Raw genomic sequence first — 21528 nt, forward strand, 5'->3', positions numbered from 1 at the left:
GATGAAGCCGGAACCGCAGGAATCGTTGCTGGGTGAAATTTCCGGCAGCGGGCAGGAACACCAGGGAACCCTGGTCGATTTCCCCGATGTCGCCGATTCGTTCGAAGCTGTTGGTCTGAAGGCGCGATACACGCCTAGGGATCAACCGCTGAAAACGTTCTATATACCGATGCTCTCTCGTGCGATCTCCTATGACCGGGCGGTCGGATACTGGTCGGCCGCCGAGCTGCAATTCGCAGCCCAGGGGACCGCGCAGTTCCTGGCCAACGGTGGCCGGATGCGGCTCATCGTTGGTGCCCAGCTGAACGAAAATGACGTCCAAGCGGTGCTGTCTGGACAGCCGCTGAGTGATGTCGTGGCTGCTCGGATGCTCGCGGACCCTTCGCTTGAGGGAACGAAGATCGTCGCAAACGAGCACCTGGGCGTACTCGCGTGGATGGTTGCCCACGACAGACTCGAGATCCGAGTGGGAGTGCCAAAACTTGATGGAAAGCTTCTGTCCTATCAGGAATCTGGCAAATACTTCCATACGAAATATGGAGTGTTTACCGACCGGAACGGGAACAAGGTTGCCTTCAACGGATCGAACAATGCCTCCGTGCGAGCGTGGGTCGAGAACCACGAAACCTTCGACGTGTTCCCGTCGTGGATGCCCGCAGTGTGGGAGTGGAACGGACAGGAATCCGTTCGAGATTTCGACCGGCACTGGCACGACCAGCCGGACGAAGGATGGGCGATCGTTCCGCTACCCCAAGCGGTGCGCGAACACCTCATCGAGCACGCACCCGCTGCGCCGCCGTTGCCGCCGGGAGTGCCGGATTCGGAATTCGAGGAGGATGGCGAACCGTCCGCGCCGGAAGCACAACCGGTGGATGTGAAGGAGGCGTGGGCCGAGCTCGTCGATCTCGTAGGCCAACCAATGGCGTCGCCGTACACAGCGGTAGGTACCGCTCAGGTCAAGCCGCTACCGCACCAAGCGAGGTTGATCGACCGAGTCGTGGACACTTATCCGCGTGGTTACCTGTTCGCCGACGAGGTGGGGTTAGGTAAGACCGTCGAAGCAGGTCTCGTTCTACGGGAACTGTTCTTGGCAGGAAAGGCGCGAAAGGCACTTTTGCTCGTTCCTGCGTCAGTGATGCGACAGTGGCAGGAAGAGCTGCACGAGAAGATGAATCTCGACGTGCCACGGCTCGAGAAGGGTGAGTTCCTCGACCGAAATGACGAACCCGTCCGTGTACCAGCTGGGGTGAACCTGTGGTCGGCATTCCCGATCGTGCTCGCCTCAAGTCATCTCGCGCGTCGGAAAGACCGCCGGAAGGACATCTTGGCGGCGGGACCGTGGGACGTTGTACTCGTTGACGAGGCTCACCACGCCCGGCGTCGGGGATCGAAGCCGAGCGACACCCCGAACTCGCTGCTCGGCCTGCTGCTGGAAATGCGCGACAAAGAAATGTGGCAGGCGCTGTACCTTGCATCCGCTACCCCGATGCAGATGAATCAGCATGAAGCGTGGGACCTGATCTCTCTGCTCGGATTGAATGGGAGGTGGGCGGTGTCGGCATCGAACTTCCTCGAGTACTTCGAGCGGTTCCGCCATGATCCTCGATCACGCAGCTGGAAACTCCAGTGCGAGATGCTGGCCGACTACTTCGCGGACCCGAACGCCGATCGCGACCAGCACCTCGAAGAACAAGTCAACACAGCGCTCGGTTTTGTCGGTGCATGGGCGGTGTCCGGATTGGACGCGAATCCGCCGTCCTTGGAAGCACGTTTACAGATGCCGAACGAGGCTTCCGAATGGATGGATAAATGGCTGCGCCGTCACAACCCGATGCGAGACAGGGTGTTCAGAAACACCCGTACTACCTTGAGGGAATATCAGGCTGCGGGGATCATCGGTGACGAGGTCGTTATCCCAACACGGCACGTCAACGACGCGTTCATCCAGCTCGCACCGGATGAACGCAAGCTGTACGACCGGATCGAGGAATACATTCGGCGCCACTACAATTCGTACAAGACGGACCAGTCCAGCCAAGCGCTCGGATTCATCATGACCGTCTACCGTCGTCGCCTCACCTCGTCGTTCGAGGCGATCAAGAAATCCCTCACACGGCGTCTCGACGTACTCGAGCAGGGGAAGAGCCTGGTCGACCTTCTCTCTGACGATGACAACATCGACGTCGAAGACTCCCTGTTCGATCCCGAAACCCTCGAAGGATCGGCTAGCCGCCTCCAGGATGAGATCCACGAACTCCGGTTATTCCTCAACGACTTGAATAAGATCACCGGAGAGGACAGTAAGGCGACACGACTGGTTACCGACGTAAACCAGGCACTTCTGACCTACGACAGCTTGGTTGTATTCACCCAGTACACCGACACGATGGACTACGTACGCGAACGCCTGATCGCAGCAGGAATCACCAAAATAGGCTGTTATTCCGGCCGTGGTGGACAGATATACAACGACACCGACCAGAGTTGGTCGGAAGTCAGCAAAGCTGTCATCAAGGACCAATTCCGCGGCGGTGATCTGACCGTGCTCATCGGCACCGATTCCATGAGTGAGGGCCTTAACCTGCAAACGTCTGGCAGGCTCATCAACTACGACATGCCCTGGAATCTCATGCGTGTCGAGCAGCGCATCGGCCGCGTTGATCGTATCGGCGCGTCCTTCAAGGACATCGTTGTCACGAACTACTTCTACGCAGACACCGTTGAACAGCGCGTCTACGAGGGAATCCTCGAGGACTACGGAGATTTCACCGACATCATCGGTGACGCAGCCCCTGTCCTCGCCAACCTAGAGAAGGCCATCGAACAACTCGCGCTCGGAGAGGCCAGCAACGAGACGATCGAACAGAAGGTCGACGCGCTCAAAGGGGAGGTAGAGAACCTCAACAGCAACGCGATCCAGAAAGGGGATCTCGGTGCCTCGCCCGAGGTCATCGGGCATATCGAAGAACCACCCGAGTTGTGTGGCGACACAAGTCTCGAAGATCTAAAGAGGGTGCTTACCACCAACCGGCTAACCGGGCCGCATCTCACCCTGGTCGAAGGGCCGGACGCGGTGTATCGGCTTGCGCCACCGGTACCAGTGGCGTCCAGCTCGTTCAACATCAACTCGGGCACAGCTTCTGCGGCGTCCTACACGGACGATCGGCGGGCAGGTAAAGAGGTGGTGCTGGTTACCTTCGATCGTAAGGTCAGCGACGAAAGCCTGGACGGTGTCACGCTGCTCACCTACGGAACGCCCGAATTTGAGTCACTTCTCCCTTCGAGGGACGCATGAACGCAGCAGTCGTAACTCTCGTACTAGGTGTTGCGGTGCCCATACTGACCGCGGTCGGCGGATATGTCTCGACACGGCTCGGCAATCGAGATGAACGGGCGTCGATCCGCGCTGACATCGAGCTGCTCATGACTATGCCGGACGACTTCAATAGCCGCGAAGCGTTGCAGCGCAGTATCGAGGCGCGGGTACTCGCCCACGCACTTCCTTATCCGGGGATCCGGAAAGTCACTCGAATGATGATTGCGATCGCCTTGGGGGTTTTTGGTGCAGTAGCGGTACTTTCCTTCTTGATCGGTGGCGATCACCGGGCGACTGGTGCGAACGTGTTTCTGCTTTCTGCGATCATCTGCTGGATTCTGGTGTGCTGGCTCCTTCTCGATCATGCCCATCGACGGACGACGGCGGTTCATTCAGGTTGGGGAACAGTTGAGTGGTGGAGGACACCTCCCCAGCGTCGTCAACGAGATGGGGCACCCAGTGCATCACATACCAACGCATCAGAGCCCACACTGTGAGCGCGTGATGATCGATTGAGCCCGGTTGTCCAGCTCCGCAGCCTGAACGTCAAACTGGGATCACGGCCGCGTGAAGATCGTACTAATGCACGACGCTGCGATCTGGTTCAGTCAGAACGAGGCCGCTGCGAACGGAAGCTACATCCAGACGAAGAACACAGTTTCCGGAATCCCTGCAGTCGTTGTTCGTGAAAAAGAGAATATAGTTTGCGGTGCAACCTGGCTTACTGCTATTGAAGCGGATGCCGTCTATCTTTTCGACCTCGTACTCCCTGACACTTTTGGTGACCAGTTGAGTCGGAAGGTATCCAATCTCAGGATTTACCCCTATCGGCTTGCTGAGATCGTAAGAGAAGCGATGCAGGAAGTCGATAGGGTAAAAATCACGGCGTTCGGCGAGGGAAAATATGCTGGGGGCATAGTCAATTGAAGTCAGATCTAAGACGAGTAAGTCTCGGGTGGGCGTGAACTGGCCAGCTGTCGCGTAGCGATCCTCGGAATATCCAATCTCAACTAAGGCTGTCGCGAGTTCGTCGGCCCCGTAGAACATGGATTCGCCTTCGCGGCTCATGCGGTTCGCTTTGGCATGCTCGGCGGGTGCGGAACCCAGTTCTGCACCAGTGGCCGCGAAGTACGGGACCTCGTCCGAGTGCGTTCGTGCACGCCAGATTCTTGTGCCAGGTTTGATGACTCTAAGAAGGGAGTCGTAGTCGAAGGCAATGTAGTTGAGGATTTTCGCCATGAGCCTAACTGGTGAGAGAATCAACGAATCAGGGTCATATGAGAGCGGGGAAGGGTTCAACGCGAGATCGTTGAATCTCTTCCAACTAAATGGAAGCTCAACTTTATCCCATCCAAAATTTTTGTACGTCCAGTAGTCGGTGGGAAGTGACCCTTCGATCGCCCGGAACAAGTCGACGTTTCCTTGGGCGACCGCTCCCCAGCAATGTTCCTCGGCTACTTCCGTGGTTGAAAACCACTCAAGGCCGTCTCCACCCCCGGTCGGCGGGTTTCCTACCTCTGAACCAAGAGCGTAGATCCAATGTAGGCTATTGAGTATAAGTTCCATGTAGCGATCGAATGCGATCGCTACATTATCCCCGCCGGGGTCAACTTCGTTATTGCAGAACGAGCACGATTCGAAGATCGGGTTGTCTTCGTCCTCGTATTCAGCGTCTCGCGCTACCCCGCGTGCAGAATCGATGATTGGCTTCCCCATACATTTGATGCAAACGGACGCGATACTTGCCCAGTCGGATTCTCCCGGTGGATCAATACATGTCATGGAACAAATGTGGCATACGCGCCCTCAACCGATTGCTCGAGGTGGAAGTAGTAGCGCATTGCGAATGCGACAGCGCCAGCAGCAGTGTTGATCGTTCTTTGCGATGGCGTTCTCTGAAAATGCTCGTCCTGCCCGTCGACAGGGGCCCAGCGTCAGCTCGATCGCCGGAAATGTCAGGAGCGGGTGGTGAGTTCCTGGAGGTACCTTCTGGCGTTGGTATCGCCGGCCTTGGAGGCTAATTCGAACCAACGACGGGCACTCTCGGGATCTGGCGGGTCTATGCGGTAGGCGAGGAGCAAGCCGAGTCGGGTCATTGCTTCGGGGATCCCTGCGGTGGCGGCCCGTGTCAACCACTGGCGGCCGCTGTCGATATCGGGTGGCTCCGCGCAGAAGGCGAGCAGGATTCCGAGATTGACCATCGCGAACAGGTATCCAGCTTCGGCGGCTCTGGTCAACCAGAGACGGGCCCGGTCGTAGTCCGGGCGTACAAGTCTGAATCCGAGCAGCAGTCCCAGCTCGATCATGGATGGGTAGTCACCGGTCGCCGACGCCTTTTCCCACCAGTGGATCGCCGCCTCGACATCGGATTCATCGAGCTGGTCGACGAGAAGGCTGCCGAGTTCGAGCATCGCACCGACATCACCATTTGTGGCTGCGCGTTCGTACCAGTAGCGCGCACCGGCGAGGTCTGGGGGATCTAGCAGAGTGGCGTGGAGGCGAGCGAGGTGAAACATAGCGTTCGGGTCGCCGTCGGCGGCGGCCAGCTCCCACCAGTGGCGAGCGCCGGTGAGGTCGGGCGGGTTTGTTCGGTAGGCGAGGAGGAGCGCGAGTTCGCGCATCGAGTCGGTGTTGCCGGCGGTGGCGCTCCGCTGGTGGTAGCGACGAGCAGTTGCGAGGTCGTGTGGGGCCGACCAGCCTGAGCCTGTGTGTAGGTTTGCTTGCACAGCAGTGCTTTTGGACGGCGTCTGGGGCGCGCCCGGTGTTGGTGCCGCGATGCGCTCGCGTAACCTGTCCGCAGGTACTACGTCACATTCCCCGGTGGTGCCGTTGTAGACAACCAGGCCCCACCATTGGTTCCGGTCATCGCGGCGCCAGTGCAAGAGGGTCCCGCGGCGTTGACCGGTATCGGTGGTGACGGTGCACGACTTCATCTGAGCGTTGTCGCCACGCGAGAGTGCAACCTCAGGCAGGCACACGATGCAGGCGAGGCCTGTTCGGCGTGCGGCGGACAAGCTCTTGGAAGCGACCTGTGCGTTCACATCTCCGCGTCGTGCCAGAGCGAGGTCTTTAGTGAGGACGCTGCACGATGCCGCAATGTGGTAGATCTCGTGCTTGCTGCCGCCCACCACGGTCATCACAGGCCCCGTGGAAGGGCGCGGTGTCGCGCGCGCGTGCTCTGCCTCAGTGGCGTTCATGTCGGCGATATGCGGGTCGACCGTCCACTGGGGTGACCAGTCGGCGATGTTCGGGTCGACGACCGGTGATCGGGTGATCTGGTCGTATTCGCTGATTTCGGCTTCGGAGTTGCGTGGGCCGTCAGGGTCGAAGCGACGGGTGAATTTCCTTGCCATGAAAGGCCTGTCCGGTCCTGCGCCGGGACAGGACGCGCCGGCATCTCCGCGTTCGACTACGAACGTATCTTTGCATTCGATTCCGAAACTGTTCCCGAGGCGTCCAATGAGCTGCGTTGGTCGTTGGCTTTACGGCCGTCGGTTGTCTTGGACGCGTGTCAGTTACCTGATCACCGTGTTGCGGCGTATGCGATCGTCTCGAACCCAGGCAGCGCGAACACCGCCACTGCGATCGTGGCGATCGTCGATGCCAGTAGCAGCACTACCTTCTCGAAGGGACCGGCCGCGCGGATCGGCTAACATTCGGCGGTTATCCGCCTCGATGTCTGGAACTGCCATGAAGTCTGCGATCAGTCGACGTGAGATGTACGAGTGGGTCATTCACCACATGACTGACATGGGCTTCGAGAGAAAGTGAGTACTCGTCGAGGAAAGACGGACGACCTCTTTCACATGGACGGTAAGGGAGTCGTTGTTAGAGGAACTGTGCAGACTGCTCCGGTGAACGGCTGGGCAACTTCAGGCAGTGCACAAGGATGTGTATTTGAAGAAGGTTAAGGATCGGCGGGTTCACTTCGCCTGGGGTGGCTACGCGAAGGACGCGCAATCATTTGCTAACGCCAAGGGAAGTGCTCTGTTCGAGTTCCAGAACGAGGGCCCGATACGACAGGATATCCCCGCTAGTGCCAGATCAGGAGCTACTCCATTGATTCTTCCGAATTCACCCGAACCGTCGCCTTTCGTGGATCTGGAAGCCGCCGGAAGGGCAACTACAGGTCGCCGTCGGCCGATGGCTCTGTACGCAGCCGGCGGAGTAATTGGCGTCCTTGTCATTGTATTGGTTGCCGTGACAATTGCGTACTTGCGTGTGGACGAAGCCGGAACTTCGACAGTGGCCGCGCCCACGGCATCCGATGAGGTTGTGGCGACAAAGACTTCAGCGATGGCGGAAGACAGCGGCGATCAATCTCCTGTGGTTCTGGGTTCCGCGGTGATAGACGCCAGCGGATTCGTGGGAACTCACGCTCGGTGCGGCGAGGGAGAACACGCGGCTGCAGTTGGCCGCACCGCGCAGTCGCTCGTGGTGATCTGCGAGACATCTGGGTCGGGCTACGAGTATCGCGCTGTACGACTCGCTGACGGGGCCACAGTCAGCGTGGCCGATACCCGCAACGACGGGTACGCCTTCAGTGCTTGGAACGGCGATATGACGTATACGGTCTCGTCGGGCGGACTTGGTATCGCGTCGAACAACCGACTTATCGCGAGTGAACCGATGCTCGAATACCGCGGGCCGATGCTGGATCCCAATCTAGGTGTCACCGCTCAACCTCGACCTGGGGTCCCGTCCACAACTTCGATGCGCTCAACCCCCGCGCCGACTGCGCCGCGGGTTCTTGCTGCTGATTATCCAACAGGGCCTCTGACAGGACAGGGAAGCGGTTATGGCGAGCTTCGCTTTACGGCCGCAAGCTCCTGGCACATCGACTTCGAGGTGGCGTGCTCCGACGATAGTGAAGTCGATGGATACATCGACACGAAGTCGGTGATGACCAATGGAAGTGAGGTTCGAGTCGGGTACGAGCAAGGCGTCGGGTTTTCATCCGGATCGACCTTCGGACAGGGGCCCTCGTCGAATTCAGGATCGTCGAGGGTCAGGACGGAGACTGGCCCGGCAGTCGCCTACATGCGGGTGCGGCCGTCATGTTCGTGGCAGGTTGCGGTCGTGTATGAGTAGTGGGGGACAGCGCAGGGGTCGGTTACCGTAGGCACTGCGTGATTTCCTCATTCAGGCTGTCAATGCCCGTTGTTCCGGATCTTCTATTTTCGGAGCGGGAAGTCAGCGGCGACTCTTTTCCGGTTTTTCTCACACGCCGCTTGCCGCTCACCGGCACCAACTGCGAAGAGGTGATCCGCCGGGTCCCGGGTTTGGTGGCTGGGTCCGCGGCGTCACACCAAATGCGTTCGGCCCGAAGCCTGGCGTGGCTTCGGGCCGAACACAGAGAATTGTGGAACGCGGGGTCAGTTGGTGGTGAAGAAGCTGGGGCTACCCGTGAACCCTGCAGATACCGACCACAGCCCGTCGGCTCCGGCCGGAACAGCAACGCAGGTGTTCCCCTCCGCGATGCCTCCGGGGTAGACCTCGTCCACGTCACTGAGATCATCGGGGATGACGCCGCATCTGTCGCCGTACGCCTTGTTGTCCGAGCCGACGAACTTGATCCTCAGGTCGATCCAGGCGGTCCCGGTGTCATCACCGGTGTAGGTCGCTGTGACCGGCACGATCCAGAATTCCATTCCCGGCTTCGGAGAGTCGTTGAACTGGTTTTCGGCGCTGACCTCACTGCCGGCCTCGCGTGGAGTGCCGAGGACGATGTCCCAATCGTCGTTGGTGACCATCGCGCCGATGGGAAGGGGGTTCTCCCGGCTGCCAGCGGCGGTTTGGCTATCGCCGCTCGTAACGGACCCGCCGGTTGAATTGGGTTCGGCTGCCGATAGGTCTGATTCGCTGAACGCTTCGTCAACAGCATCTGTGACCACGGCGAAGAAGACGATGAAACCGACAAGGGTGCCAACGATCGCGACGATGACCGCGGCAATGCTTGTGCCTTTGACCTTGCCGGATTGGCATAGCCCCACGATGCCGAGGACGAAGGCGATCGGGAGCAGGATCCATCCGACGATGAGGGCACCGGGAATGCATGCGAAGACGAAGCCGACCGCCGCGGTGATGACGGCGATCAAGCCGATGGTGTTCTTCTGTTTCACCGGCTGCTCGGGCGTCGGGGGGTAAGGGGCATAACCGGGGGGAGGACCCAGGGGGGGTCCGGGCGGCGGCATGGTCATAGTCAGGTCCTTCATCAGAGTCATGTGCCTGTCGGGTGGTGAATCCATCCGCGCACAGTGGGTTGTTGCTTGGCTAATCCGAGTGTGTGGCGCATCCGCCCTGCGGCTGTCCCATTTCCGAAATGGACCCATTTTTGAGGTGGATGCTCGAATTGCTTTCTCAGATATAAGCAGACACCAGTGACAAATACGAAAACACCCCCTGGATGTGAACGACATCCGCACAGCGGCGAATCCTCAGTGGGGCACTGTCACATTGTTGGAAATGGCTGATCTGGATGATCTGGGGGTCTCGTCCATATACACACGGGGTTTCCGGTTTCCGTGGGAGATCAGCGCTCACGGCGTATGGCTCTACCACGGTGATCTTGCGGGTCCGGTGCGGCGGTGGTGCACGGAGAGGGGGTGAGCAGGGTTCTGGACCTGCGGTGCCCGGGCAACGGGTGCGGTAAGTGCTGGCAGGAAAATCGCTTTCCGTGAAGCATCAAACTCCTGAAACGGGAGGGTTGGAAACGTCCGTATCCACAACAGCTGGCGACTTCAGCTGAAAATGATCATAAAAATCTCTTTGTCGTGTACTTTCGATAACAGGTACCGACCTAAATGATGAGATCGGATATCCTAAGAGTCCGAATTTGTTCGACCTGCCAGATCCTGGTGTGCTTTCTTTTCGCTGGTCAGTGCAGTGTGACGTAATATTTTTATGTACATTAGATTGCCGTTATACGCAGTCGTAATTGTTCGAATGAATTCATGCTTTTGGGGGATGTACATTTTCTTGGTATCCAGGTACATGAGTCATTCACATGAATGACAAAGGATTTTCCGAGTCAGAATTTTCACCAAATTCATGTGTTACCTTTTGTCGTAATTCCCCCCCGTAATTGGTGAAAGGTACTTACATGTCCCGCAATTTCACGCGTCGTCTCGGTCTCGCTTTTGCTCTCGTAGGCGCAGCAGCGCTGACCGCACCGGCACTTGCCGGAGCGACCACCGGCTCACTCGGATCTTCCGATGCCCCCGCTGCGGGGTTCACCTGCTCGGCATTGTCGACAGAGGCAACCCCCAACGGCTGGGGCATTCCGTTCGACGACGAGAAGAATCAGCTTGCTTTCTATTCGGACACCAAGGTTTTCGATACGGATGGTTCGCTGAACCTGAAGATCACCGCGGCCTCGCCCGACAACCGTTCGGTGTCGTACCACTCCGCCGGTTCGATCCCGCTCGCTGACGCCCTCAAGAACGAGATCGGTTTCGCCGAGAAGGCCGCCACGTCGCAGACTTCGTTCCAGTTGCGTCTGACCGGCACCACCAACGACGCCGAGGGCGAGAACGGCTTCGCGACGCTGTACTGGGTAGCAAACGGAAACGACTCCGTTGATACCTCCGCCGGCGGAACACACACCAACATCCAGAACGGCAAGTGGACCAGCACCCGCAACATCGAAGGTGCGCCCCGGAACGTTCCGTCCGATCTCGACGACATCATCGCGGGCAACCCCGACGCGACCATTGAGCACTATGGTGTGAGCGTCGGACGCGGCGACATCGGCACCACGACGAACGTGGACGCCGTGAAGTTCAACGGCTGCATCACGAACTTCGCGCTGAAGGACGAGCCTGCCAGCCCGTTCGGCAGCCTGGGCAACATCTTAGGCAGCCTCTCGGCCAGCTGATAACGCCAGAACGACTGACAAACCAGAACGACGCACGGCGCCCACCTTCCTCTCGGAGGGCGGGCGCCGCGTGCGTGCCGAGTGACCCGGGTGCTGGTGACCAATCTGAACGGTGGTCCAACAAAGCCGAATGGCATGTGGCACACTCTCAGCTATGTGGTGGATTGTCGGAATTGTCGCCGTTTGGATTATCGTCGGCGTGTTAGCTGCATTCTGGATAGGTCGTGCAATCAGCCACGCCGACCTCGAAGAATCTTCCGCTGAACTGCGACGTGCGGAAAAGTATGAGAAACAACCGAATCGTTGCCAGGAATAACGTTCGACCAATCAGATATGAAGGCGGACGACGTGTCATTCACCTCAATTGATAACCTCTCCGTCGCTGGCTTTCAGAGATCGCGGCGACGGACTCCTCCAAGTTTTTGCTGATCGTGTAGAGGCGCTTCGCAGTAACCCGTTGGCTGAGTCATCACTTCGTACAAGGCGGACATAGTTATCTCCGGCATCGTGGAATACGTAGATATCCGCAATGGATCTGGGCCGGCTTTTTTGAGTACGGCTATCGAATCAAGCTGTCGTGAACAGTCGAGTTGTCGACACCGTTTTCGACGTTGCGGTTGCGTTTCTGCCCGCTGGGTGCGGCGGTGTCGGTGCTGATCGGTACGGTATTGCGAAGTTAACTGCAGAGCACCTGTTCCAGATTTTTTGGAGGTGCTCATCGTTATCGAATTTTTGTAGCGAATAGCAGTAATTGTGGTGGCGATGTCATGTTTCGACCTTCGAGAGGGACTTGGTTGTGAAGATTGTTTTTCTGCACGGAATCGGTGACGGCGATCCGAAATCGAGTTGGCTCGACGGTCTCGACCGTGGTCTCGAACAGGCAGGTTTCGGCGCGGTCAATCGGGATACGGTCATCGCACCTCACTACAGCTCGTTCCTCAAAACAGCTGGCAATGGTGAGAAGTTGCCGCCGGTGACGTACAAGCCACACGACGACTCGGCCAGTCGCCGCAGCTTCGAGCGGCGTCAGGCGAAAGTCCAGCGGAAGGTGGGTCTCGAAGGTGGGGTTCGCACCTTCGGTTTCAACATTATTCCCGGGCAGGTTCTCGCTCCACTTCAGGAGGCCGCGATTGGAGCGCTACCACTCTTCGAGCTGCGGCAAGTGCGCAAGTACGTTCGGGAGGAACCCGTCAGGGGAGCGATCCTGCGGCACATTCTCGATCATCTGCCCACCTCCGGCGAGATCATCCTCATCGGCCACAGCCTGGGCAGCGTCATCGCGATCGACCTACTCGACCACCTTCCTGAAAATGTCCATGTCCGCAGGTTCATCACCATCGGTAGCCCGGCGAACGTGCAGGCCGTGCACGATGGCAGTGAGCGACTTCTCAAGAAGTTTCCGTATGGCCGGGTCGACGACTGGTCGAACTTCCTCGATGTCCGTGACGTTGTCACCGGCGGCAGGGGGCTGGCGACCACCTTCCCCGGCGCCCAGGATTTTGTCATCGACAATGGGGCATCCCATGCCTCCGGGGCGTATCTCGGGCATCGCGCCCTCGCCATGCTAGTCGCAGACGTCCTGTATCCCTCGAAGGAAGTAGCAATCCGCACATCGGATATCGCGGTTCGTCTCAATGACAACCAGGCCTCGATGTTGTTGATGCTGCACTACGCACACGCGGTCCGCCGCAACGTCAAAGACAACGAGCTGGCCGAACGCTACGGGCATGCCCTCGACATCGTCCAGGACAACATCGTCGCTCAAATAGAGCAGGCCGCGTCAGCGGCCGGACAACCCGTCGCCGTCGAACTACAGCAACTGGCCAGCGGTCACCTCCCGATGATCCCGCATCGATGGGAGATACACGAAGTGGTCGGCGAGTTGGTAGTGCTCGCGCTGACCAACATCATCGATCCATATGAACTCGAAATCGGCAACGCCCCCCGCGACGCACTCGCCGACATCGCCGTCGAACTCGGATTCGTTCGTCAGCTCGGAAAGACAGTGAGCACCGCCCTCGAAGACGTCCAGAAATGCCTGGACAGCCGCGGCGGCGTCCCCTGGGGCCGGGTGATCACAGCCGCAGTCGGCCTCGCCTTGGTGGCGGCAGGACCGGTCGGGCTCGCAATGGCTGCGCCGGCAACGGCATTCGGAGCTGCTGCAATCACCGGTGGCCTTGCAGCATTCGGGCCTGGCGGGATGGTCGGCGGTCTCGCGATGCTCGGCGGTTTGGCCTCGACTGGCGCCGCGGTCGCCGCTACAGCGGCCGCAGGTGGCGGCGCCCCCGATCAGCCGATCACAGATTCCACCACGTTGATCCTGCGAGTATCCACCGAACATGCACACAAAATGCTCGGACTCCCCTACGACGAATCACTGTGGTACCAATTGGCGGATGTCGAGACGAAACTCTCCGCACGGATCAACCGCCTGACGGCGTTCAGCGATCCGAAGTCCGGGCAGTTGAGTCAGTTGCAGGCGGCGAAGTCGACAATCACGAAACTGATGGCATTCATGCTCGATCGAGGATTGGCGCCGCGAGCCATCGAATCAGCGACCGCGGAGAAGGCCCTTGTAGACAAGGAACTGTCCTCGACCGACAAGGAACTGATCGACTTCTCGGCGTTGACTTGAACCGGTTACTGATCAAGCGGCCTCCAACGCGAGCACCACTTCTCCCACTTCGAGTGCTTTTCTAAATCGGAGGCAGCAACGCAGGCGAGCTGACACTGTCTTCAGCGGTGATCTCAGTCGGTGGTCCTCTCGGGCGGAGCGGAGAAGATTATCCCGGCTTGCTATTTTAAACGGGACAGTTGTCGGTAACTGTCTCTATCTGTGGGTTTTAGCGGCGGAGCTGATCGAGTTACGGTCTGGACTGCCGGTAACACCTATTTCACCGTTTTCGCCTTTGTTGCCGCGTATGTCAATGGGGTTAGGCGGAAATAGTCTTTGAATAGAAGGAGTACGACGATGCCTGAACAACCTGATCACATACCTGCGGGGTGGTATCCAGATCCAGCTGGCGGTCAACGGTATTGGGACGGGTCGAAATGGTTGGCCTTGCCGGAACCTGATGCGAACCAGGCGAGTTCTCCACGTAAACGTCCCTCGAAGAAAGTTCTGATCGCCATCGCAGCGGTCGTTCTCCTGGCTGTCGGCGGTGGAACGACCTGGAAACTATCGCATGACGCGAACGTGAGAGCGGAGCAGGATGCTGCAGCTGCAGCGATCCAACTGGCTGCCGACGAAGAAGCCACGCGGCTTGAAGCCGAGCGGGCAGCGAAGGAAAGCAAGGACGCCGGCGAGCGCGCGCGGCGCACATTAGCGGTGGAAAATATCGAGAGCAATGTCAAGACGATGGCCGAAGAGCACGTTACGAAAGGGATCATGGACGGCCCGATTATTTCGGTGTCGTGTTCCCCGGTAGGGGGCGGTTCCACGGATGATCTGACTGAAACCACGACGGTGTTCGACTGCTTTGCAGCCAACGAAGACAACGGTGACGGCACCATGAGCGGGTACAAGTACCACGCGACAATGAACTGGAGTTCGGGAGAGTTCACCTACGGTCTCGGTAAACCCTGAATTCTTGCCGCCATGCCGCGATCGCCGGGGCAACCTGTTACTTCGGCTTGTCATTTTCGGTGTGAGTGATCGAATCGGGTTTCGGCGCGATATAGGGCTTCAGCCTATTTGCGCCAGAGTCGAATCCGCGACAGGTGTCCGTCCAATCCGAGTACGGGGCAACTTCTGTGTGCCAGCAGGACGCCGCGCAGGCGGCGATGCTGTCGCGGCTTTGGGCACGTAGCCAGTCGATCTTTCCAAGGGTCCGGAAAGCGAGGTCGTAGGCGCTGATGTCGGGTTGGGTCGTCGTGTGGTGCTCGATGTATTCGACGGCAGCGACCAGGCAGCGCGTACACCGCCACTGCGACCGTGGTGATCGTCGATGCCGATAGCAGCGCCTAACGTCCCGAATAGACCGTCCGCGCGGATCGGCTAACATTCGGCGGTTATCCGCCTCGATATCTGGAGTTGCCATGAAGCCTGCGATCAGTCGACGCGACATGTACGAGTGGGTCATTCACCACATGACTGACATGGGCTTCGAGAGAGTGAGCACTCGTCGAGGAAAGACGGACGACCTCTTCCACATAGACGGTAAGGGAGTCGTTGGTAGAGGAACTGTGCAGACCGATCCTGTCAGTGGCTGGCAGCTTCAGACCGTGTACAAGGACGTGTATGTGAAGAAGGCTAAGGATCGATGGATTCACTTCGCCTGGGGTGGCTACACGAAGGAAGCCCAGTCATTTGCTAACGCCACGAACATTGCTTTGTTCGAGTTCCAGAACGACGGCCCGATCTCACCGGCTTCGAAACGGGCTGCAGCGATGTACCGGCGTAAGCCGTCGGAGCGGTGGAAGACGCAGGCGATCTGGGCGGTCGTCGTTTTGGCTGCAGTCGCGGCTTTGGTCGGGGTGTTGGTTTTGTTTCCGGCTGTTCGGTGGGTACTCGGGGTAATCGCTGTGGTTCTCGTGCTTTCCGTGGTCTTCAAGATTCTCGAGCTGACCAATCCGCAACTGTTCAGGTAGCTCGTGCCAGCTGAACAGTTGCGAGTTGATCCTGTCGAACGACAGCGGTCCGGCCGCAGGTGGCTGGACCGTGAGAGCGAGACTGATGCTGTCACCAGCCGTCGTCGTTCCTCGCTTCCTCATTTACGATTCCCACTCGTTGTTGTTGGGGAACTGGGCGAGATCACAGGTTCGTGTAGGGGAGTTGTTGTGTTGCGGGCTTGTGAACTGCGGTGATGACATGTCCCTGGGTTTTCGATTCGGGTATATGGGTGCCGGCCGGGCCTCTCGCGCTCTGTCGAAAGTTGCAGCAGGAGAGGGACGTCCACGCAAAGTCAGGAACAAGCCTCGCGTTCTAGTGATGTCCCCGGTCCCTTACACAATGAGTACATCGGCGTGGTCTGGTTTCCGTCCGTCAGGAATGGACCGTCGTTCGCATACCCGAAGGGCACTAACTTCAACACCGTCTCCGACGACGCGATCGAGGCAATGGTCGATCAGCTCAGCAACCGCCCCCTGACGCAGAGTGAAGTGGACTCTATCCGAACTGTTCGGGCCAACGGGGAGAGCTTGGTCTCGATCTCGCGGAGGTTCGATGTACACCGGATGACGGTGTGTACGCACACGAAGGATTTGCTGGCGTGACCCCGCGAGGCTGTCCGCTATCCTTTGCCCGAGCCACGAGGGATGTCTCTCATAGACTGGAACCTCACAGCCACATCGGACGAGAGGCAGTCGTGAATAACCCCAGTCAGCAGGCGGGCCGGTCCATCCTGGACGGCGTGCGGGAGTCCCTTCAACAGGAACGGAGTGCTCACGGCGACGACCAGCGCCTGCGGGGCTTCACAAGCGCCGCCGGCATTGCTCTGCGCCGTATCCAGGAGAAGATCGACGCCTTCAGGGAACAGATGAAGGGATCGGGTCTGACCAAGGCCGAGCAAGTTATCTACGCCCAACTGGAAGAGCTGAAATCTGAGATCGAAGCGGACTGCGACGGTTACTGGCGAGGCACTGGCGTTGACTGGCGTCCTCGGAAGCCTATTGCCCAGGGAACTGTCAGGCGGACCGGAGAGCCGCAGTCGTCGAACTGAATGCGCTGCCACGCTGGTTGTGCTTCGGTTGCCAGACTGACTGAGGCTCACAGGTGGCGGCCTCGAAGGCGGTACAGCTGACCTGACTTTTGCCGGGTTCCCCTCACTGTCAGGATTTAGTGAGACACTCGGAGGCAACCGAGATCACTCACTGAGGGCATGAAACGAGCACCACCGATGACCAGCCCAAACCCCACGACAACACCAGATCCGCCAGTAGATCCCGCACCGAAACCGACCCGCCGAACATTCACCACCGAATACCGCAACAACATCCTCGACGAATACAACAGCGCCCCACACGGCGAAAAATCCGCAGTCCTACGCCGCGAAGGTTTGTACCAATCCCAACTCCGAGAATGGGCGCAAGCCAGAACTACAGCCGCCGGGAAGTCTCGACCGAAAGCTGCGACCAATCCCGACAACGACGCCGCGACACGTAAGGAAATGGCCCGCCTGACGCGCGAAAATGCCCGTCTGGCAAAGCAATTGACGCAGACGGAGGCCGCGCTCGAGATCATGGGAAAACTTCACGTGCTCTTGGAATCCATCTCCGAGAGCACGGACACACCGCCCTTACCGAAGACGCCCTGAACAGCACCTTCAGCGACCTCAGGGCCGCCGAAATCCCCACCAGACGATCCTGCATCCTGATCGGACGAGCCCGCGCCACCCACTACCGGCAGCAGCAACCACCCGTCCTGGGCCCCAAGAAACCGAGGACAGTCCCCGACAACGGCCAGGCACTCACCGCGTCCGAGCGCGCTCAGGTTCTATCCGTCATCAACAGCGACAAGAACGCTGACCTGGCCATATGCCAGATATGGGCCCGGGAACTCGACGAGGGAAACTACTGGTGTTCGGTGTCGAGCATGTATCGCATCGCCGCCGCGGCCGGACAAAACCGTGAACGCCGACGAACAGCGACACATCCACCGAAAGCGATCCCCGAGCTCCTCGCCGACGGACCTTCACAGGTCTGGACCTGGGATATCACCAAACTCCGCGGGCCCACCAAGGGCGTGTGGTTTCACCTGTACGTACTCATCGACATCTATTCCCGGTACAACCCGTCGTGGATTGTGGCTGCGCACGAAAGTGCCGAACTGGCAGCCGAATTCATCGAGGAAGCGATCGACCGGAACGGCATCGCCCCACACACCGTCCACGCTGACCGTGGCACCTCGATGACTTCCGGACTGGTGTCCGAACTTCTCAGCAACCTCGGCATCATCCGGTCACATTCACGACCTCGGGTCTCAAACGATAATCCATTTTCGGAAGCTCAGTTCAAGACTCTGAAGTATTTGCACGATTTCCCGAAATCGTTTGCATCACTGGAGGATGCACGAGTATTCCTGGAGGGATTCTTCAACGAGTACAACCACATTCACCGTCATTCGGGAATTGCCTGGCACACTCCGGCGTCGGTGCACTTCGCCGGCCGCTGACGCGGTCGACGAAGCCCGGCAGATCACCTTGAACGAGGCCTACGTCGCGAATCCGGCACGGTTTCACGCCGGCCGTGTCCACCCCGTGATGCCGACCGTATTCTTCATCAACGAACCTGTTGCCGAATCGCAAATCAACTGAACGTCGCTGTCTCACTTGACTTGACACATAGCGTTCGGCAACGTTCCAGAGAGCACACGGCCAAGAAGCACCTCACCGCGTGTGAAGTGGTCCCCGGAAGTTGGACTGGCGAAATAGGAGTCTCGGCGGCGAGGGTCTGGGTTCAGTATTGCACCGGGCTCAGGCCCTCGAGATTTGTTGAGATGCGTTCGTGGTCGTACTAGTGGATGTACTCGTCCAGCGCCGTAGCCAGCGCATCGATATTGAGATATCGGACGTGGTGAAGACCTCTCATTTGAGGTGGTCGAAGAAATTCTCGATCACGGTGTTGTCGAAGCAGTTGCCGTCCCTCGACATCGACGGGGTCGCAACGGGATCGGCGATCAGACGCCGTCAGGGCAGGTGATAGTATTGAAATCTCCTGTCCGAGTGTAATATTGGTATTCTCCCATCACTGAGGGATGCGATCGCGGCGTGCAGGTGACTGTTGGTCAGCTGCAGGTTCGGTGACGTGCGGACCGAGTAGGAGATTGATCTTCTCGGTCGAACAGGTCCATCAGGGGCGAGAGATACAGCTTCTGATTACCGACACAGAATTCGGTTACGTCGTTGACCCACTTTTGATTCGGCGCGCTGGCGGAGAAGTTGCGATCGAGCACATTCGGTGCGACCTTGCCGACCTCGGTTCGGTAGGAGTTGCACTTCTTCTTCTGCCGCACGCGACAGATCAACCCGAGCGCAGGGATGAGTGTGAGCACGGTTTCATTCGTTACCTGCCACCCTGCGTGAACCAGCACAAGGTGGATGCGGCGATACCTATAGCGGCCGTGGTTGCTTCTGAACGCCGCTGTGATTGCGGCGTTTAGTTCGGCATGTGGATCGCGATTGCTCAGGAGGGTTTGGTGATAGAAGAATGTTGACCAGGCAAGCCTGGAAACTTCGAGCAGCATGTCGAGGCGGTGTTGAGCCTTGAGGTAGACCACGGCACGAACCTTCACCGTCGTTCCGGTGCCCTCAAGGCGCGCAGTTTCCCCAGGTATGCGACCTCCGCGTCGCCCGCAATCGCTTGTTCTCCGCTTGCAGTTGCTTCAACTCACTGCGCTCACCGGTCTCGGATTCGGCGGGTTCCGGTGTTCGACTTCTCCGTTTAGAACGTAAGCCGTCCTCGCCCTCGTCGCGATGCTTCCGCAACCACACGTCGATCGCCTTCGGCGAGGACAAACCGAGTTCTTTGGCGAGTTCGATCCTCGTCTCGCCAGCAAGGAAACGCTGCACCACATCAAGTTTCAACTCGAATGTGGGCAAGAACCAGGTTCAACCGTCGTTCACACCAAATCCATGTTCGATCCGGGCACCACTGGCGGGTGGTGTTCGGCCCTTTTGGGCAGTGCTCAAACGATTGGTGGTGGGGGAGCGATGGCGTCGATTAGCACTTGGCGGCTAAATCTCTTTTCTATTCCGGCGGCGATGAATTGGTCACGGGCTCTGAAGATCTCATCCTTCATGTTCACGAGTTCCTCGGCAGTCTGGTCGTATGTTGGTGATGTCTCGTCGCGCTCATGCTGTTGTTTGATTTCGCAGAAGTAATCGCCATCGCCGATCGGTATGTCGTCGCTGGTTGTCTCTCCTTGTGCCTTTCGCCAAAAGGCATTGAGTGCGTCCCAAAGGTTGGTCCACGTGGCCTGCACAACAGGGTTCCGAAAAGTCTGGTTGGCATAGGCATCAGTGAAGTCACTGATCTTGCGCATGTCACTCTGCTTCCATGACTTTCCCGCGAACCTCCCGATGTAAAGCCAGCCAAGTCGGCCATGGTCTTCCGGAAGCTCGGTGAGAATCTTGTCGAAGAGTCGTTGGTCATCGGCATCAGGTTTTGCAAGCTGCTCCAGCAGCTCATGCTCTTTCGCTTCGAGCTCGTGAATTCTGGTGGTTGCTACCCATAGTTGGTCTAAAGCAGCCCGCGCTTTGATTGCGGCTTCGGTTTCAACATTCGCGGAAGCCTCATAGACCCGGATGTCGGCTTCACGCTTGACGTCCGCTACCAGACGCTCTCCTTCGCTCTGGACCCAGTCGACGCGCCGGTTCCCCTCTCGTTCAGCTTCCTTAACCCGGGAGCAGCCCGCGCTCTCGGCCTGTGTGACTCTCCTGTCAGCGTCCTGTTGCGCGTCGGCTAGGCGTATCGCCACTTCGCTCTTCACTCTCTCCTGCTTGCGGTGCCAGCTTGTGTAAGTAGCAAGCCACTGCCGGCCTGAAATCCAGCTCACCCACGCGAAACTCCCTAGAATCGCAACGAGCGCGGCCGGATGCTGTCCGAGTGCTGTCATCGGATGGTCGACAGCAAACTGCCACCATCCAGGTGTGAGAACAGTCACCAAACCGATCAAAGCTCCTGAGATTCGAAAGAAATGCTTTAACGTGCGGGCGCTTCGTGGAAGGTTCTGCAGTTGTACCTGATTCACACATTCATTCTGCCCGGTTCGTCAGTCGCACGGTTGTATTCCCCATTTCGCCGGAGTTCCACTTGATCGAGGGCAATGTGTGTCGCGCTGGGGGATCAGCTGTGCGGTAGGTGCCGGCGGGGTGGAAGGTGTGGGGCCGGCGGGGTGTGTTCGGGTTCGGTGGTGGGGGAGTGTCGCGGGGTTCGCTCGGTTGTTGCGGGGTGTGTTGGGGACCGGTTTTTGGGTGTTTTTGAATGTTGTTGTGTTGCATAAACTTTGGGTGTTTGATTGGTGTAGTGCTGGTTTCGGTTGTTCTGCACATGGATGTTTTGTTGAGGATCTAATATTGTTGTGGTGCTTAGTTTTTCGGTATTTCGCATTTTCGAGTTGTATTGCGATTTTGGGGTGCGCCCTGTATGATTGAGAGCATGACGACGATGATTGACAGACGCGAGAGAGCGTGGTTCCGTGCCGCCCCCCGCAACTCCCCAGCCTCGTTCGGGTCCCGGGTACCGAAGTCACAGATACGATCAAATCTACTGGTGAGAACGCGAATTCAAGAATTTAGAGGCGCGCAGCGACTCGATCGACGGCAGCCTGACTGGACCCACCACGAGCCGCGCAGCGGCTCCCCGGAGGGGCGCGCAGCGTCCCTCTTCCGTTCCCGAT

General features: G+C 58.5%; 16 protein-coding genes. 9 read left to right on the top strand and 7 right to left on the bottom strand.

All coding sequences use genetic code 11. The features are described 5' to 3' along the window. Position 1: 1 nt before the first annotated feature. Positions 2-3295, top strand: coding sequence for an SNF2-related protein (locus FFI94_RS33045; RefSeq protein ID WP_138874065.1), 3294 nt, complete (start codon positions 2-4; stop codon positions 3293-3295). 23 nt (positions 3296-3318) lie between these two features. On the opposite strand, the gene FFI94_RS33050 is transcribed toward FFI94_RS33045, so the two are convergent. From FFI94_RS33050 to FFI94_RS33060, 3 genes are all read right to left on the bottom strand, one after another. Then, positions 3319-3687, bottom strand: a complete 369-nt coding sequence (locus tag FFI94_RS33050) for a hypothetical protein (protein WP_144298315.1) — start codon at positions 3685-3687, stop codon at positions 3319-3321. Positions 3688-3895: 208 nt separating this feature from the next. After that, positions 3896-5032, bottom strand: coding sequence for an RES domain-containing protein (locus tag FFI94_RS33055; protein ID WP_185993506.1), 1137 nt, complete (start codon positions 5030-5032; stop codon positions 3896-3898). 239 nt (positions 5033-5271) lie between these two features. Continuing rightward, positions 5272-6669 carry a tetratricopeptide repeat protein gene (locus tag FFI94_RS33060; RefSeq protein ID WP_138874068.1) on the bottom strand — a complete coding sequence of 466 codons (1398 nt, stop codon included), beginning with the start codon at positions 6667-6669 and terminating at the stop codon, positions 5272-5274. 790 nt (positions 6670-7459) lie between these two features. Between FFI94_RS33060 and FFI94_RS33065 the strand changes: the two genes are divergently transcribed. Beyond that, positions 7460-8407 carry a hypothetical protein gene (locus tag FFI94_RS33065; protein WP_144298316.1) on the top strand — a complete coding sequence of 316 codons (948 nt, stop codon included), beginning with the start codon at positions 7460-7462 and terminating at the stop codon, positions 8405-8407. 284 nt (positions 8408-8691) lie between these two features. Here the strand turns inward: FFI94_RS33065 and FFI94_RS33070 are convergent, their stop codons facing one another. Beyond that, the gene (locus FFI94_RS33070; RefSeq protein WP_138874048.1) at positions 8692-9438 is read right to left on the bottom strand and encodes an MptD family putative ECF transporter S component; all 747 of its coding nucleotides are present in this window, start codon (positions 9436-9438) and stop codon (positions 8692-8694) included. A 980-nt stretch (positions 9439-10418) separates the two neighbouring features. Here FFI94_RS33070 and FFI94_RS33075 point away from each other — a divergent pair. The 7 genes from FFI94_RS33075 to FFI94_RS33105 all read left to right on the top strand — a co-directional run bounded on the left by FFI94_RS33075 (position 10419) and on the right by FFI94_RS33105 (position 18303). After that, entirely contained in the window at positions 10419-11192 is a 774-nt protein-coding gene (locus tag FFI94_RS33075; RefSeq protein WP_138874071.1) for a hypothetical protein, read from the top strand. Positions 11193-11988: 796 nt separating this feature from the next. Further along, positions 11989-13827: an alpha/beta hydrolase gene (locus FFI94_RS33080; protein ID WP_138874072.1), complete on the top strand. Its 1839-nt coding sequence runs from the start codon at positions 11989-11991 to the stop codon at positions 13825-13827. Positions 13828-14163: 336 nt separating this feature from the next. Then, positions 14164-14778, top strand: coding sequence for a DUF2510 domain-containing protein (locus FFI94_RS33085; protein WP_138874073.1), 615 nt, complete (start codon positions 14164-14166; stop codon positions 14776-14778). Positions 14779-15230: 452 nt separating this feature from the next. Further along, positions 15231-15782, top strand: a complete 552-nt coding sequence (locus tag FFI94_RS33090; protein ID WP_138874074.1) for a hypothetical protein — start codon at positions 15231-15233, stop codon at positions 15780-15782. 716 nt (positions 15783-16498) lie between these two features. Further along, positions 16499-16852, top strand: a complete 354-nt coding sequence (locus tag FFI94_RS33095; RefSeq protein ID WP_144298317.1) for a hypothetical protein — start codon at positions 16499-16501, stop codon at positions 16850-16852. A 177-nt stretch (positions 16853-17029) separates the two neighbouring features. After that, the gene (locus FFI94_RS33100) at positions 17030-17446 is read left to right on the top strand and encodes a transposase (RefSeq protein WP_185993334.1); all 417 of its coding nucleotides are present in this window, start codon (positions 17030-17032) and stop codon (positions 17444-17446) included. A 278-nt stretch (positions 17447-17724) separates the two neighbouring features. Continuing rightward, entirely contained in the window at positions 17725-18303 is a 579-nt protein-coding gene (locus FFI94_RS33105; protein ID WP_138870639.1) for a DDE-type integrase/transposase/recombinase, read from the top strand. A gap of 612 nt (positions 18304-18915) precedes the next feature. On the opposite strand, the gene FFI94_RS33110 is transcribed toward FFI94_RS33105, so the two are convergent. From FFI94_RS33110 to FFI94_RS33120, 3 genes are all read right to left on the bottom strand, one after another. Further along, positions 18916-19422, bottom strand: coding sequence for an IS3 family transposase (locus tag FFI94_RS33110; protein WP_138874079.1), 507 nt, complete (start codon positions 19420-19422; stop codon positions 18916-18918). Between the two features lie 16 nt (positions 19423-19438). After that, positions 19439-19699: a helix-turn-helix domain-containing protein gene (locus tag FFI94_RS33115; RefSeq protein WP_185993507.1), complete on the bottom strand. Its 261-nt coding sequence runs from the start codon at positions 19697-19699 to the stop codon at positions 19439-19441. Positions 19700-19815: 116 nt separating this feature from the next. Beyond that, positions 19816-20880, bottom strand: a complete 1065-nt coding sequence (locus FFI94_RS33120) for a hypothetical protein (protein ID WP_138874081.1) — start codon at positions 20878-20880, stop codon at positions 19816-19818. Between the last annotated feature and the right edge of the window lie 648 nt (positions 20881-21528).

This window comes from Rhodococcus sp. KBS0724 (assembly GCF_005938745.2).
Lineage (GTDB): Bacteria > Actinomycetota > Actinomycetes > Mycobacteriales > Mycobacteriaceae > Rhodococcus_F.

Excerpts from the sequence above, each read along its gene's own strand:
- FFI94_RS33045 (WP_138874065.1), top strand. The coding sequence starts at position 2 with ATGAAGCCGGAACCGCAGGAATCGTTGCTGGGTGAAATTTCCGGCAGC.
- FFI94_RS33050 (WP_144298315.1), bottom strand. The coding sequence starts at position 3,687 with ATGGGCATGATCGAGAAGGAGCCAGCACACCAGAATCCAGCAGATGAT.
- FFI94_RS33055 (WP_185993506.1), bottom strand. The coding sequence starts at position 5,032 with ATGGGGAAGCCAATCATCGATTCTGCACGCGGGGTAGCGCGAGACGCT.
- FFI94_RS33060 (WP_138874068.1), bottom strand. The coding sequence starts at position 6,669 with ATGGCAAGGAAATTCACCCGTCGCTTCGACCCTGACGGCCCACGCAAC.
- FFI94_RS33065 (WP_144298316.1), top strand. The coding sequence starts at position 7,460 with ATGGCTCTGTACGCAGCCGGCGGAGTAATTGGCGTCCTTGTCATTGTA.
- FFI94_RS33075 (WP_138874071.1), top strand. The coding sequence starts at position 10,419 with ATGTCCCGCAATTTCACGCGTCGTCTCGGTCTCGCTTTTGCTCTCGTA.
- FFI94_RS33085 (WP_138874073.1), top strand. The coding sequence starts at position 14,164 with ATGCCTGAACAACCTGATCACATACCTGCGGGGTGGTATCCAGATCCA.
- FFI94_RS33090 (WP_138874074.1), top strand. The coding sequence starts at position 15,231 with ATGAAGCCTGCGATCAGTCGACGCGACATGTACGAGTGGGTCATTCAC.
- FFI94_RS33100 (WP_185993334.1), top strand. The coding sequence starts at position 17,030 with ATGACCAGCCCAAACCCCACGACAACACCAGATCCGCCAGTAGATCCC.
- FFI94_RS33105 (WP_138870639.1), top strand. The coding sequence starts at position 17,725 with ATGTATCGCATCGCCGCCGCGGCCGGACAAAACCGTGAACGCCGACGA.